The 15,291-nt window shown below is 44.2% G+C and carries 12 protein-coding genes; 1 reads left to right on the top strand and 11 read right to left on the bottom strand.

Going from position 1 to position 15,291, the window contains the following annotated elements; genetic code table 11:
- Positions 1 to 250: 250 nt before the first annotated feature.
- The 8 genes from NYE25_RS28790 to alaS form a co-directional block, all read right to left on the bottom strand.
- Positions 251 to 1,582 carry a peptidase U32 family protein gene (locus NYE25_RS28790; protein WP_339801835.1) on the bottom strand — a complete coding sequence of 444 codons (1,332 nt, stop codon included), beginning with the start codon at positions 1,580 to 1,582 and terminating at the stop codon, positions 251 to 253.
- Positions 1,583 to 1,679: 97 nt separating this feature from the next.
- Positions 1,680 to 2,612: a peptidase U32 family protein gene (locus NYE25_RS28785; protein WP_076284269.1), complete on the bottom strand. Its 933-nt coding sequence runs from the start codon at positions 2,610 to 2,612 to the stop codon at positions 1,680 to 1,682.
- 56 nt (positions 2,613 to 2,668) lie between these two features.
- Positions 2,669 to 3,718 (bottom strand): endolytic transglycosylase MltG, encoded by a 1,050-nt coding sequence (gene mltG, locus NYE25_RS28780; RefSeq protein WP_341147474.1) that lies wholly within the window; start codon positions 3,716 to 3,718, stop codon positions 2,669 to 2,671.
- Positions 3,719 to 3,894: 176 nt separating this feature from the next.
- Positions 3,895 to 4,203: a DUF1292 domain-containing protein gene (locus NYE25_RS28775; protein ID WP_076300046.1), complete on the bottom strand. Its 309-nt coding sequence runs from the start codon at positions 4,201 to 4,203 to the stop codon at positions 3,895 to 3,897.
- Complete coding sequence (locus NYE25_RS28770) at positions 4,196 to 4,504, bottom strand: DUF1292 domain-containing protein (RefSeq protein ID WP_038569507.1); 309 nt, start codon at positions 4,502 to 4,504, stop codon at positions 4,196 to 4,198. The genes NYE25_RS28775 and NYE25_RS28770 overlap by 8 nt, the downstream gene beginning before the upstream one ends.
- A 13-nt stretch (positions 4,505 to 4,517) precedes the next feature.
- The gene (ruvX, locus tag NYE25_RS28765) at positions 4,518 to 4,934 is read right to left on the bottom strand and encodes a Holliday junction resolvase RuvX (RefSeq protein WP_042193474.1); all 417 of its coding nucleotides are present in this window, start codon (positions 4,932 to 4,934) and stop codon (positions 4,518 to 4,520) included.
- A complete protein-coding gene (locus NYE25_RS28760; RefSeq protein ID WP_042125473.1) occupies positions 4,934 to 5,209 on the bottom strand; it encodes an IreB family regulatory phosphoprotein in 276 nt (91 codons plus the stop codon). Before NYE25_RS28760 ends, ruvX begins: the two co-directional genes overlap by 1 nt.
- Positions 5,210 to 5,525: 316 nt before the next feature.
- Positions 5,526 to 8,159, bottom strand: a complete 2,634-nt coding sequence (alaS, locus tag NYE25_RS28755; protein WP_076300047.1) for an alanine--tRNA ligase — start codon at positions 8,157 to 8,159, stop codon at positions 5,526 to 5,528.
- A 566-nt stretch (positions 8,160 to 8,725) separates the two neighbouring features.
- Here alaS and NYE25_RS28750 point away from each other — a divergent pair.
- The gene (locus tag NYE25_RS28750) at positions 8,726 to 9,589 is read left to right on the top strand and encodes a CPBP family intramembrane glutamic endopeptidase (protein ID WP_076300048.1); all 864 of its coding nucleotides are present in this window, start codon (positions 8,726 to 8,728) and stop codon (positions 9,587 to 9,589) included.
- A gap of 210 nt (positions 9,590 to 9,799) precedes the next feature.
- Here NYE25_RS28750 and NYE25_RS28745 read toward each other — a convergent pair whose 3' ends face one another.
- The 3 genes from NYE25_RS28745 to NYE25_RS28735 all read right to left on the bottom strand — a co-directional run bounded on the left by NYE25_RS28745 (position 9,800) and on the right by NYE25_RS28735 (position 15,289).
- Positions 9,800 to 11,185 carry an MATE family efflux transporter gene (locus NYE25_RS28745; protein ID WP_076284273.1) on the bottom strand — a complete coding sequence of 462 codons (1,386 nt, stop codon included), beginning with the start codon at positions 11,183 to 11,185 and terminating at the stop codon, positions 9,800 to 9,802.
- Positions 11,186 to 12,730: 1,545 nt separating this feature from the next.
- On the bottom strand, positions 12,731 to 13,648 hold the full coding sequence (locus tag NYE25_RS28740; protein ID WP_042186069.1) for a DUF5692 family protein: 918 nt from the start codon (positions 13,646 to 13,648) through the stop codon (positions 12,731 to 12,733).
- Between the two features lie 378 nt (positions 13,649 to 14,026).
- Positions 14,027 to 15,289, bottom strand: coding sequence for an FAD-dependent oxidoreductase (locus tag NYE25_RS28735; RefSeq protein WP_076300050.1), 1,263 nt, complete (start codon positions 15,287 to 15,289; stop codon positions 14,027 to 14,029).
- Between the last annotated feature and the right edge of the window lie 2 nt (positions 15,290 to 15,291).

Here is a 15,291-nt window from a genome sequence, read left to right as displayed (position 1 = left end):
TCTACCCGCTAATATTAGAGGACATATGAAAGCGCTAACCATATTATATATCGGTTTATTAGGCCTTTTTTCTTAGCTTTACTATACTTTTTTTATAACTTTTAACCTATGTATTCTGAAACAAAAAAACTCCCTTCGTTCTACCCTCCTTTTGGATTTATTTGTTAGTTACTAATATATATATCTTATTGTTAGCTTTGTCAAAAGAAAAACAGGGATGCTCTTATAGAAAGAACATCCCTGTATCTTATTAAGATTTTCTCTTACGCATCATATCAAAGTATGCTACCGGCTGATCTACCTTCATGCGGACACGTTGCAGAGGATGACGAGCTGCGTCAAGCGGGTTGCCTGCTTCATCCCACAATTCCGCTACAGTCTGCTTAAAGAATGTATCATTGGGTCCGAAGAATTCAACTTCCTGCCCTGGCTTGAAGTGATTGCGTTGCTGAATGAGCGCCATTCCACTTTCAGCATCGTATTCTAGTACAAGTCCGGCAAAATCATAAGGAGCGGCTTTTTCTTCAGGCTCATAGATATGATCTTCATGATCCGGAGTATCATAGAAGAACCCTGTGTTAAGCGGACGATTCGCCGCTTTATTCAGCTCATCCAGCCACTCTTGCTTCAACTCGTACCCTTCCGGATCAGCCATGTAAGCATCAATAGCTTTACGATAAGCGTTAACTACAGTAGCTACATAGTGAATCGACTTCATTCGTCCCTCGATCTTGAAGCTGTCAATGCCTACTTCAATGAGTTCAGGGATACTTTCCAGCATGCACAAATCCTTAGATCCCATGGAGAAAGGATTATCTCCTTGCTGATGCAGTGGAATCTGAGTTACACCCGGAAGCAAAGGGGCCGGAGATTGTGCTACAGCTTGATCTTCTTCAGATACCCAAGTGCCTTCAGGACGCGCATCCTCGAACAAATCATATTTCCAGCGGCAAGACTGACAGCAGCCTCCGCGATTGGAGTCACGATCTGTAAAGTGATTGGATAATACACATCGACCGGAGTACGAAGAGCACATCGCACCATGGATAAAGCTCTCGATTTCAATGTCAACATGCTTCTTAATCTCAGCGATCTCTTCCAGGCTTGTCTCACGTCCGAGTACTACACGTGGCAGACCCTCTTCTTTCCAGAAGGATACCGCTTGCCAGTTCAGTGTAGACTGCTGAGTACTCAAATGTACCTCTAATCCAGGTACTAAACGGCGTGCTGTATCTACAATGACCGGATCAGCAACGATAATAGCCGCAATGCCAACTTCATATAAGTTACGCAGATATTCTTCAATCCCTGCGACATCTTCATTGTGAGCATAAATGTTCGTTGCAACAAATACCTTAGCGCCGTATTTCTTGGCGAATTCAACACCTTCACGCATTTCCTCAAAGCTGAAATTGTCTGCTCCTGAACGCAAACCGTATTTCTGCCCTCCGATATAAACAGCATCCGCACCATAGTGTACTGCGAATTTTAATTTCTCCAAATTACCGGCCGGAGCTAGGAGCTCCGGTTTGTCCAGACGGTAACGTTTGCCCTTGTATTGCGGCTTTGTCATGGTTCCCATTCCTGTTCTCCCCTCCATCGCCCCACAAAGTGATGTCTGTGCATGCTTACTGCACCTAGTCTTTGCGGGGAACTAAAAAACTTTCATTAAATTAAACTTAATATACTTGCTCTTTATAGAAAAATCCGAAGCTTAGCTCCCGTTCTGGATCCTGCAACGTTCTGATAGCTTCCATCCAATCCTCTTGGAAAGAATATGCTTCTGGATCAGCTACATAGAGATCAATAGCTTTGCGATAAGTCTTAACAACCGCCACATTATACGCTGTTGATTTCAACAATCCTTCAATCTTAAAACTCTGTACGCCTGCAGCCATAAGGATATGAAGATCCTCCAAAATACAAATATCTTCCGAACTCATAATATGTGTACCGTTCTCGTCTTCATAGATTGGGAACTTTTGGTCATCTCGTTCTGCCTCGATCAAAAATAGACCACGTTCCTTACCAAGACTGCCGCCCTCGCTTGGACGTCCTTGATGTGACATATAGCTTTCTACAAGCTTACGCTTGGAATGGTATATATTGGTCATGCCGTGAACCTGAACCTGTGCCTCTACCTCTAAAAGCGGAACCATTTCCGTCATTTCATCCATATTCAGCTCACGGGCAAGAACGACGCGAGTAGCACCTTTACGCCCCCAATAATTCGCGGTTGCGTAATTGGTAGAGGTCATTTCCGCATTCCAATGCAGATTCATGCCTGGTGCTTCCTTCTTCACTGTGGTTAACACAGCAGGATCACCGAACTCAACACCGTCAACACCAAGTTCACCTATAGCCTTCACATAGGCAGGGAGCTCTTCGAGAAGAAGGTTGGACATGAGTCCACCTAGTCCAGCATATACTTTGCAGTCACGCGCATGTGCCATTTCTACAACAGCAGCTGTATCGTCCAGAGAGAAATGTCCGGCAAGACGCATGCCAAAACGGTCATCCCCGATGAGCAATGCATTTGCTCCGGCATCCAGCAAAGCAGTAGCTTCCTCTAAGGATGCTGCTGTCGCCAGCAATTCCGGTTTGTTAATCATGTTGTACCTCCTACTTGTACAGTTATCTCAACCGCACCACTCTTCATTTTAATATTTTATTTCGATTCTTGCTTACTTTTTTCGATATTGGCTAAATGTTCCTTGTAGGTCTTAGCAAACAAATGGCCCTGTGTACCATCTTTCTTAGTCACATAGAAGTAGTATTCAGATGCCTCAGGTTCAAGTGCCGCCTGAATGGAGGCCAGCCCCGGATTACTAATAGGTCCCGGAGGAAGCCCGATATTTCTATACGTATTATAAGGACTGTCAACTTCCAAATCTTTATATAACAGTCTTTCCTTCTGTTTGTCGAGCAAATATTGAACCGTAGCATCAATCTCCAGCTTCTGCTCTTTCTTTAAGCGGTTATAAATCACGCCAGCAACTAGTGGTCGTTCACTATCTACCACAACCTCACGCTCGACTAACGCGGCCACTGTCAACAGCTCATGAAGTGTCATTCCACGTGCTTCTAGCTTTTGCTTCCAATTCGGAATCGTGTCCAGTTTCTTCTGGAACTGATCCAATAATGCCTCTACAACTTCCTGCGGCGTACTATCCTTGGCTAGTTCATACGTTTCAGGAAACAAATACCCTTCAAGCCGATGACGAAGGTTCTTATTCTGCGGGATACCTAGAACATCAATTCCCTTCAAGCCCGCACCGGTATCCATTATTTCGAGAAAAATAGCAGCATCCTGATTCCAAGCCTCAGCAAGCTTCTTAGCAATCTGCTCAGCAGTATATCCTTCCGGAATCGTAAAAGTTACGGTCTCTTCCTTTACAACATCACCCGCATTTAACCTCTCGATGAGCTCGTCATAGGTGTCTCCTGGACTAGCAACATAAGTACCAGCTTTGAAGCTGGAACCTTCTTTGGTCCATTTCAAATATCCCTTAAAAAAAAGACTGTTCCTAATAATGCCATTTTGTTCGAGCAGATCAGCAATTTCCGCGCTGCCCATGCCCTTCTCTATCGTAAATGTTACGGCAGGTCCTGCAGGTTCTACCGGCTGCATCCCGTTCCAAATGTACCAAGCGCCTCCGCCTCCTGCTGCTACCAGCAAAAGAATAACAATAAGCACAGTACGGATTGCGGATTTCAAGTCAGGTTCCTCACTTTCCGACTATAAAGTATAAAAGTGTACTACTTAAAATTCAATACATATTTCATGATCATGATTGTTGTTTTAATTATATTGATCGTATTCCAAGCAAAAAGAGCGCGGAATTCTCCGCCCTCTTCCGTACTCATCATAAATGTAACGTACATGTTTAAAGCTTATTCTGCATCGTCCACTGGAAAAGTCATCTCATCATATAGCTCAGAGATGTCTTCCCACTCTTCATCGTCCACGATGTTCTCTAGTTCCGGAAGTCCGTTAGGAGAGACAACGATACGCAGAATTTCATATTCCACGTCTTTACCGGTGCCTTTCAGCACCGCATAGCCAATACCACCGACTTCAAATTCGGCGATAATATCGTAAATGGAAGACTTGCCCTGCTCATCTTCCAGTTCTACTGTTTCTCCATAGGCTTCCTTAAGCCGCGAAGTCCATACCGCTTGATCAGCGGATACATCAGTCATTCTCAGATCCTCCGTCCAACTCGTCAACCAGTGTGTTGAAAGTCTCTTCGACAATCGCCCACTCCTCGTCATTATCGATCATGAACAATTGAAGATCGTCGCCTTCTTCCACATAACGGAACGCATAAACCTCATCGGTTTCCTCGTCCTCGGAATCAAGCGGAACCACCATCATGTACTTAGCGTCCGAGCCATCAACCTCAAACTTCATAATGACCTCGAATTCCTCTTCATTACCTTCCTCATCAGGGATATAGATAATTTCCGGTTCTTCCTCTTGGCCAATCTGTTCGTTTGTCATATCCTCGCACCCCTCACCTTTTACTGTTAGCATCCAAAAAATTTTGCAAAATCAGGGCTGCAGCCATTTTGTCCACAATCCCTTTGCGTTTCTTCCGGCTGACGTCCCCTTCAATCAGCACCCGCTCTGCGGATACCGTCGTCAGACGCTCATCCCAAAGGTGTACGGGCATTGCAAATTGCTCCCGTAGCTTGTCAGCGAACTCTATGCAGATTTCGCCCCGGGGTCCTACTGAGCCGTTCATATTCTTCGGTAGACCAACGACAATCTCTCCAATTTCGTGCTCCGTAACAAGTTCACGAATACGTTCGAACTCATTACCAGTACCGCGGCGCTCAATCGTTTCAAGAGCTTGTGCCGTCCATCCAAAAACATCGCTTGTGGCTACACCGATTCTACGGTCGCCGTAATCCAATCCTAACTTCTTCATCATCTGGGATTATCCACCTTGTGATTGACGAGGTAGAATCTAACCAGCTCTTCAATCAGCTCATCACGTTCTTTTCTCCGGACCAAACTTCTCGCATTGTTATGACGCGGAATGTAAGCTGGGTCTCCGGAAAGTAGATACCCTACGATCTGATTGATCGGATGATACTCTTTCTCCACCAGTGCATCGTATACAGCGAGCAATATTTCCTGGGGAGAAGCTTCCTTTTCGTCGCCCTTCACATTGAATTTGACCGTTTTGTCCATGGAGTCCATTTGTGACACCTTCCTTCTGCAAAATCACCCTAAAAGGGCGGCTTCGCAAAGTTGCTACTGTGCAGCTCACTTGCTTCCTTTATCATAACATATTCATAGCCCAACGAGGAAATCCTGCGCGTGGAATAACGCTTTTTTTGGCATTTCCTCTACAAAAATAATGATATTTTTGGCTTTTAAGCTATTGTCAAGCACAACTATTCATGAAAATCTAACCACCTGTTAATAAAGAGTAGCGGTACTGATGTCAAACTCTCAGTACCGCTATGTTTTTTCGTAATACGTTTAAAATAAGAAATAGTTTCGTAATTTTTATTTATGCTAGGGAAGCCACTAATTCTTCTGCTTTAGCCAGTGCCTCGCCAAGCTTGGAGGCATCTTTACCACCAGCTTGTGCCATATCTGGACGTCCGCCACCGCCGCCACCGCATACTGCTGCGACTTCTTTAACGATCTTACCAGCGTGGAAGCCCTTCTTCACCAGATCCTGTGGTACAGCTACAACAAAGTTCACCTTGTCGTCCATGGCAGCACCCAGAACAAGTACAGCATCCGGGAGCTTGGATTTCAATTCATCTGCAGTAGAACGCAGAGCGTCCATATTTCCTGCTTGAACAGCAACAGCAAGAAGCTGTGTACCTGCACCAACCGTCTTCACACTGCTTGTTAGTTCAGCGGCAAATGTTGCGCTCAGCTTAGATTGCAAGGATTCATTCTCACGCGAAAGCTCACGCACTTGGTTATGCAATGCTTCAATCCGTTTTGGAACGTCGTTCAGAGAAGACTTCAGTAGACCCGCAGATTGCTTGAGCAGATCCAGTTGGCTCTCAGTGAACTGATAAGCGTAACGTCCAGTCACTGCTTCGATACGGCGCACTCCGGAACCAATACCACTTTCGCTAAGCAGCTTGAAAATTCCAATTTGAGACGTGTTGGATACATGGCATCCACCACAAAGCTCAAGGCTGTAATCGCCGACTTGAACGACACGGACAATATTGCCATATTTTTCACCAAATAATGCCATAGCGCCCATAGCCTTAGCTTCGTCAATTGGCTTGTTCTCAATGACTACATCAAGGCCACGCCAAATTTGTGCATTCACACGATGCTCGATGTCGCTTAGTTCTTCCGGTGTAATCGCTCCGAAGTGGGAGAAGTCAAACCGTAAACGAGCACCTTCTACTAGAGATCCTGCTTGGTTGACATGACCGCCAAGAACCTCTTTGAGCGCTTTATGCAGTAGATGAGTAGCTGTATGGTTCTTCACGATATCTTCACGCTGTGCACGATCCACTTCAGCGCGAACCGATTCGCCTACTTTCAATTCTCCAGCTTCAACAGTTACCAAATGTACATGTTGACCATGTGGAGCCTTGAACAATCCTTTAACCTTAGCTGTAACTGAACCGCCAGTAAGCAGACCTGTGTCACTCACTTGTCCGCCACTTTCAGCATAGAACGGTGTTGCCTCAAGAATTACTTGGCACTCAACGCCTTCGCCAGCGGTATCGACCAATTCATCACCCACAACAATAGCCATGATTTTCGACTCTGTTACCGAGTCATTATATCCAACAAATTCACTTTTAACCGTCAGATCCGCTAATGCACCACCTTGGATCTTCATGCTGCCACCGTCATGACGTGCAGCTCTTGCACGATCACGCTGTTCTTGCATAGCGACATCGAAGCCTTCACGGTCTACAGTTAATCCTTGCTCTGCTGCGAAATCTTCAGTCAGGTCAAATGGGAATCCGTAAGTGTCATATAGCTTAAATGCATCAGCGCCAGCAATCGTGCTGTGCCCATCTGCTTTTGCTTTAGCGCTGATCTCACCCAAGATAGCCAGTCCATCAGACAATGTCTCATGGAAACGTTCTTCTTCTGTACGGATAATCTTTGCGATATATTCCCGATTCTCGACAACGGATGGATAATACACACCCATAATCTCACCAACGGTTTCCGTCAACTCATGCAGGAACGGACGATCCAGACCCAGGGTCTTTCCGTAACGAACAGCACGGCGTAGCAAACGGCGGATAATATAACCACGACCTTCATTAGAAGGAAGTACTCCATCCCCTACGGCAAAAGTAACGGTACGCACATGGTCAGCGATAACTTTAAGCGCGATATCCTGCTCAACATTATCTTTATAAGTTACACCAGCAAGCTCAGCTGTTTTTTGAATAATCGGTTGGAACAAATCGGTATCGAAGTTGGAATCTACATCTTGAAGAATGGATGCAAAACGCTCCAGTCCAGCACCGGTATCAATGTTCTTGTTCGGAAGCGGCGTATAGCTGCCATCCTTGTTATGGTTGAATTGTGAGAACACAAGGTTCCATACTTCGAGCCAACGTTCGTTTTCTCCACCTGGATACATTTCTGGATCACTCATGTCGCTGCCATAAGCTTCGCCGCGGTCATAAAAGATTTCCGAACAAGGACCACAAGGGCCTTCGCCGATATCCCAGAAGTTCTCATCTCCCAGCTTAATGATGCGTTCTGCTGGCAAGCCCACTTTTTCATTCCACAGCTTGAATGCCTCTTCATCCTCAGCATACACAGTTACGGAGATACGTTCTGGATCGAAGCCGATCCACTCCTTGCCAGTCAAGAATTCCCAAGCCCATGTGATAGCTTCTTCTTTAAAATAATCGCCGATAGAGAAGTTACCTAACATTTCGAAGAATGTATGGTGACGGCGTGTCTTCCCTACATTCTCGATATCATTGGTACGAATACATTTCTGCGAGTTCGTCAGGCGCGGATTCTCAGGAATCTCACGGCCATCGAAGTATGCTTTCAGCGGTGCCATACCTGCGTTGATCCACAACAGCGAAGGATCGTTATGCGGTACGAGAGATGCACTAGGTTCAATCTTGTGACCTTTACTTTCAAAAAACTTAAGCCATTTGGAACGAATTTCACTTGCTTTCATTGTTTACAGCTCCCGTCTCATCTTTTTAATTCGGCTCATGCGCCAGATTGTACAAATTTTCTAAAAAATAAAAACAAAAAAACGCCCCTGAATAATTCAGGGACGATTAATATCGCGGTACCACCCTGGTTATCGCCTTGACCCAATTTACGGGAAAGTTAAAGGGCGATCGCCTTGTCGCGGCTGATAACGGGTGCCCCCGGTGAGTTTGTGATCTCACACTCCGAAATTAGCTTTCCACCGGCCTGTCTTCAAGGTTCTCCCAGCCATTACGAAATGTTTTCGTAAAGGAACCTGTTCTCTGATCAAGCCATCCTCCGGCGTACTTCATTTTCATCAACGTTTTATCCGATTTACATTTTAACATTTCAAGTATAGCCAGTGCCCCTTCATCTGTCAATCTGAGTAGGAGTTAAGGATAACGTGAGAATATATGATTTTTGTAATGGTGAACTCAGGCACTTAAAGAATATAGTAAATCTCAGATAGTATTTGGAAAATTATGTATTATAAATAACGTTCTAGAATACGCAATGCTCGGGTAAAACTAAGGAGGATTACAAATCATGCTGCGCAATAAAGTAACTGAGGAGCTATCGATTGTTAAAGTTAAGCCTACATCAATACGCTTTATCGTCAGTCTCATTTTTATTCATATTCTCTTCACTCTAACGGCTAACCTTGTCCTTTTTGCAAATGGAACTTTAAGCGTTATTGCCAAAAGCACAAACGGATGGATCAACGAAACGTTAGCTGCAAATCTGTTCGGTCTTGTGTTAGAAGTGGTTATTTTCTTATGTATAATAGCTAAATTATCACCTAAGGATTTGGGGTTAACAAAAAATAAGTTATTAGCAGGACTTTTCGGTACTTTATTATTTTGGCTCGCTATAAACATTGTTGATTTAGGTATGACATTACTAACTCACACAAGTTTAACATTCAATAATGATATCTTTACGAATTCGAACGTCGTCTTTGGTGAATTCCTGGGTCAGATTTTCGGAAATGCTTTACTGGAAGAAGTCTTGTTTCGGGGCTTTCTGCTAGTTCAAATCTATCTCTTATTAAAAAAAGTCAATAACAATACTTCACGCATTGGTTATGCAATGCTTATCTCACAATCGATCTTTGCCGCTATACATATCCCAAATCGGATCTATTCAGGATTAGTCGGAATGGATTTTGTTTATGATTTTATCGTACTAGTAATTCTAGGGGTCATATTCTCATTACTCTATGTCTTAACCAAGAATCTATTTTTCGTGATTGGCGTCCATTCCTTAATGAATGTTCAGATTATGTTTTGGAATAGTAGTTTTACTCATACAGCAACGTTAATCTGTGTGTTATTACTGACTTGTCTTTTAATTTGTTTCAAAAGGAAGGAATTCCGAGCGCAGAAATCAGAGGGGGCAGTGCCAAGCTGAATAAATGGGATCGGAGAATTCTCTAGAATCGCGACTGACCCAATTGTAAACATAATCAGCTAAAGCAAGCAGTCGATAACCAAAACGGAGGGCAGCAATTCTCTAGTAAATATGAGAAAAGCTGCCCTGTGCTGTATTTTTACGTTTTTAATATAAAAGAGCTACGTTTCCCTCAGCTGGCGTAGGCAGTACGTATCCTTAACAACAATTCTAAATCAGCTTGTGTGCAAACCACTTTTCGCCCCTGAATCGCCAAAGAAAAATACCCCCGCGAACGGCCCACTCGCAGTTCATCGCCAGCCAGACACCCATGACGCCGTAGCCCAGTACGATCCCAAGGATGTATCCAAAAATCACCCGAAACAGCCACATCGTCAGCATTGAGGTAATTGAGGTGAAGCGGGAATCTCCCGCTGCCCGCAGTGCGGACGGCAAAATAAAGCTGACGGCCCACAGCGGAACTTGGGCAATGGAATTCACCAGCAGCACCACAAACAGATCATCAATGATCTCGGAAGGTGGGGAAAAGATCGATACCAGCGGGTGGAATAGCGGCATCAGAATCAAGGCGATCAACGCCAAAGAGCCGGACCCGATCCAGAGAAAGGACTTGATGAACTTTCTGGCTTCAGAGACATTCCCCCGCCCGATACATTGGCCGACCACCGTTACAATAGTTAGCGACAGCGCGCTGGCTGGAATTTGAAACACCAGAGCCAGCGAGCCGGCAATGGCATTGGTCGCAATGGCATAAGTGCCTAGGCTGACAATAAACACCTGAGTGAGCAGTTTCCCCCCGTTGAAGAACATCTGCTCCGCTGCGAACGGCACGCCGATGAACATGATTCTCCGCAGCATGGTCAGAGGAATTCGGAATAGGTCACGAAAACGCACCCGCAGGGCCGTATCCACCTTGAACAGATACACCAGGGCACAAACCATACCTGCATACCGCGCGATATTAATCGCAAGCGTCATCCCCAGCACACCCATGTGCAACAGGTTAATGAAGACCACGTTCAGAATAACATACAGCAAGTTCATGATGAGCGACAGCATCAAAGAAGCCCGTGTCTTGCCCACTCCTCGCAGAGCTCCGCATACCGCCTGAACCACCGCGATGCCCAGATATGAGATGCTGCTGCCGATCAGGTAGATGCGGGCATTGTCCAGCACTTCGGGTGAGGCGGTTCCGAACAAAAGGTTCAATATAGGAGTATGTAAGCCCATCAGGAGCAGACCGATTCCCAAAGCGATCAGCGACACCGAAGCGACCGAAGCGGCCGTAGCCTGGGACACCATCCGGTCGTTTCCGCTCCCTTTGTACTGCGCGACTACCACTGTCCCCCCGGTTGCAACCGCCACGAACACATTGATCAGAAAAATATTCAGCGAATCCACCATATTCACTGCACTGACCGCTGCCATCCCGGACGAGCTGATCATTGCGGTATTTACCAGATTAAGTCCAATAATGAAGGCCTGGTCAATCAGAATTGGAATAAATAAAGCTATAATTTGCCGATAATCCATCCCCTCCCCAGAAAGATATTTCTCCAGCAATCTTTTCTTCTGAAGACTAGCCCGAAGCTGCATAACATATCACATTCTTTTCTGTAAAATGGAAAAAACTCTTCATCCGAAGAGCTCTTCAACAAATTATACCCATTATACCGTGGGCACTTTACATTCAGTTTACTATAGATACACTTTTAAGTCTTTAATCAGGAGTCAAAAAACAGTAACTGCCCTTCACATATTTGGAGAACATAAACTTCATCAGAATTATGCAGCTTCAGACCATAGAATCATTCGTTCATCAAAAGTATTGGCAAAAGTCTTTAAGCGGATTGCGTTATGCCTGATGATTATGATCGATCTTTGCATTTACGCAAGAAAAACGCCTGACGGCTCCCTTGGAGGTAGAGTAGAGTTACAAGCTGAGTACATCCGTAATTCCATAATCGTATCTATATACACCTTCGTAGTGAGGTTCCGAGAGACGGACCATATTGCACTTATTCCCTAAAACAAGCCCATTCCCGGGTGACTTGGGGCGGATAACGGCGCTGGCTCGTTTACGTTACCGTAGGCACATTGTATTCTGTTTTTCGCATACATTAGGCTCGCTTACGTTACCCTCGGCACATTGTATTCGGTTTTCCGCATACATTTGGCTCGTTTACGTTACCGTCGGCACATTGTATTCGGTTTTTCACATACATTCAGCTCGTTTACGTTACCATCAGCACATTGTATTTGGTTTTTCGCATACATTTGGCTCGTTTACATTAGCGTCGGCACATTGTATTCGATTTTTCGCATACATTTGGCTCGCTTACGTTACCGTCGGCACATTGTATTCGGTTTTTCACATACATTCGGCTCGCTTACATTATCGTCGGCACATTGTATTCGGTTTTTCGCATACATTTGGCTCGTTTACGTTACTGGCGGCACATTGTATTCGGTTTTTCACATACATTTGGCTCGTTTACGTTACCGTAGGCACATTGTATTCGGTTTTTCACATACATTTGGCTCGCTTACGCTACCGTCGGCACATTGTATTTGGTTTTTCGCATACATTTGGCTCGCTTACGTTACCGTCGGCACATTGTATTTGGTTTTTCGCATACATTTGGCTCGTTTACGTTAATGGCGGCACATTGTATTTGGTTTTTCGCATACATTCGGCTCGTTTACGTTACCGTCGGCACATTGTATTCGATTTTTCGCATACATTTGGCTCGTTTACGTTACCATTAGCACATTGTATTCGGTTTTCCGCATACATTTGGCTCGTTTTCGTTACCGTCGGCACATTGTATTTGGTTTTTCGCATACATTTGGCTCGCTTACGTTACCGTCGGCACATTGTGTTCAGTTTTTCACATACATTTGTCCGTAAGCTCGACTAAAACATGCATTTCGAAGGATATAAGGTCCGTTCGGCCCGTTATACATCCCAAAGAGGCGTGTGCTCAATTAAAAACAGGGCTCCCCATGGCCACCAGTTGAATATAGGCCATCCCATAAATTCATTTCACATTTCTCCGCAATCTCGAAATTTTATAAATTCTATTCCATAAAAAAAACCGCGCTAGGCGCGGATTCTTAAAGAAACTATTAAGCCTTGTATTATTTTGCACTCTCGGCAATCGTCTTATAAGCCGCTAAATCTGTATACACTTCCACCTTAAGCGGATTGCGTTTATGTTTGGTAATTTTATAGAAGTGATAGACAAACACTGCAATATTAGCTGCTAAAGATAATGCACTCACAACCCAAAGCGCCGTTTCGCTGTGAGAAGATTGTACGGAGAACTTTGAATCGCCAACAAACGCCGGGAACGACATTGTAAACATCATCCAAATCGCCAAGGTTTGTGCACGGTGCTGTAGCCATGCTCCTTTTTTGAAGAAGAATGCTGGAATTGTACAAGAGATCAGAAGAGCTGCACCTGCATAGAAGGAATGGTCAGAAACTGCGTTATATACATAGGCAAAGTTCCAAATGTCATAAGCAATGATCCAGAACCACAGCTGGTCCGGCCACAACATATCCTTACTCTTGTCTTTACTAATAACAATACCCATCCAACCAGAAATCGTAATAATGTTCAGAATACCTGCGATCCCGTTCATAATGTTCCAAGGACCACCTACCATCATTACGCCATCCACCATGCCTTGCAAGCTGTACACTTGGAAATCACGGATAACTGCTTCAAGAATGTTAACTGCAAGGATAATCGCCGGGAACATTAATATATATTTATTTTTGTCCCATCCTTTAACATAACGGATAGCCATAAACCCTATACATCCTGCCAAGGCAGAATATACTTTTACCCAGTGAAACCATGTTCCAGTACTGGAGCCTTCGCCTGCCGTATTCGGCCAAACCGCTATGGTAAGAACAATAGGGACAACGATAAACAGAATGATTGAGAACCACTTGCTTCTTCGAGCTATTTCGTTGAAAATCATTAATCCTGCAAGTACCACTAACCACATTAGAGCAGAGTACCAAGGAATCGATTCGAATAAAAACATAATGTATTCCTCCTTCATATTTTGTATATAAGCTATGTCTTGAGTCCAATATATCCCATCCTCCTTCGAACGATCAAACCGCTCAAAACGTTGATTTATCAAGGTTTTCATAGTCTCATTTCGAGTTGAGTTTACACATCAATAGGACTGGAATTCATCCAAGGTCCTACCCCAAGTAAGGGAATCTATTAGAAACCATGCCTACAGAACTACAGACTGTAAACCTAACTTGAACGTAAAATATCCCCCACAAAGTGGAGTTTTGCTTTAATGCTTACTCAGGTACTTTGTGGGAGGCCCAAAATATATACTTTATGCAATATAAAAAAACCTTGCCGACAAATTTCTTTGTGGACAAGGCTTACTACTCACGCATTTTTAAAAAAATCTTTCAACTAAGTATTTCGAATATACGATACAGTTCTCCAGTGTAGGAAAATTCATGATTTCTCCAGCATAATAGATCTTATCTCTTCCCTGCATCTGATCAAGCCGTTCATAGAAGCCTTCACGGATCGCATTAGAATCTACATGGGGGAACTGCTTCCAGCGCTTCATCATATACAGACGGATATTCTCGCCGCCAAGCTCGCGAAGTTTATTTTCTACCTTTTCCCTCATCTCGAGATCTGTCATCTCATCATTCTCCGCTACATAAACCGTAACTAGATCCGTTGTTCCCATATCTGCCCACCTGTAATACCATGCCATCATATGTCCCTTGCGTTCAGGATTCATATTGCAGGGGATATATCCAGAAAGCTCCGGCAACCCCTTCACTCTGTAAGCATATACCCGAAACCGTTCATAGATTATACACTCAAACAATGCTCTGTCTACCGAAGATAAGTGAATCATATCGCCCAGATGCTCTAAGGAAGCAGTATAAATAACCTTGTCAAAATAAAAGATATCCTGGTTTGTTTCCACCCGTACTTGACCATTTCCCTCTTGCTCCATATGTAGCACTTCACAAGTCAGACGCAGATCCTCTACTTGGTCGGCCATTCTTCTAATGAGTTCAGTGACTCCCTTAGGCCAGGTTATCATGTGAGTGATCTCAATAAAGGACAATAAATTATCATAAGTAAGAAATTTCAATACGTAGGCGGCCGGCACATCCTGAATACTCCCAAAACCAAAAGTATTGAAGTAATGCATATACACCTGCCCAATTACAGATAGCTCATTCTCCGTACACCAATCTGAAAAGGGCTGACATAGATCTGCCGGTAAGTGTAGAAAACCCGGTTCTTGTAGTGACTTATAACGTTTCAAAATTTCCGGCAACCGTTTGAATTCTTGGGTAAACATCTGAATTTGGTCCATAGGAATCTGAGTAGTTTTTCGCCCATTTGTATCAAAAAATCCCCGTTCCAAGAGTGGCCCCTTATCCATAAGATCAAACTCCCTCATGAGTTCAATCGTATGTTTATAAGTTGGCAAGCCGATTAGGGTTCCCATTTCATAGGTTTTCCCTTTATATTCAATCGAATGACACTTGCCACCTACTCGGTCTGACTTCTCAAGGAGAGTGATATGGTTATATCCTTTTTTCGCGAGCTGGTAAGCAGCTGTAACCCCAGAAATCCCTGCACCGATGATCCCTATTCTGTCTTCATACTTCATATTAGTCATCATCC

Origin of the sequence: Paenibacillus sp. FSL E2-8871, assembly GCF_038000345.1 — a bacterium.
Lineage (GTDB): Bacteria > Bacillota > Bacilli > Paenibacillales > Paenibacillaceae > Paenibacillus_AQ.
Note: the sequence above shows the minus strand (reverse complement) of the source record. Positions and strands in the feature narration are given on the sequence as shown.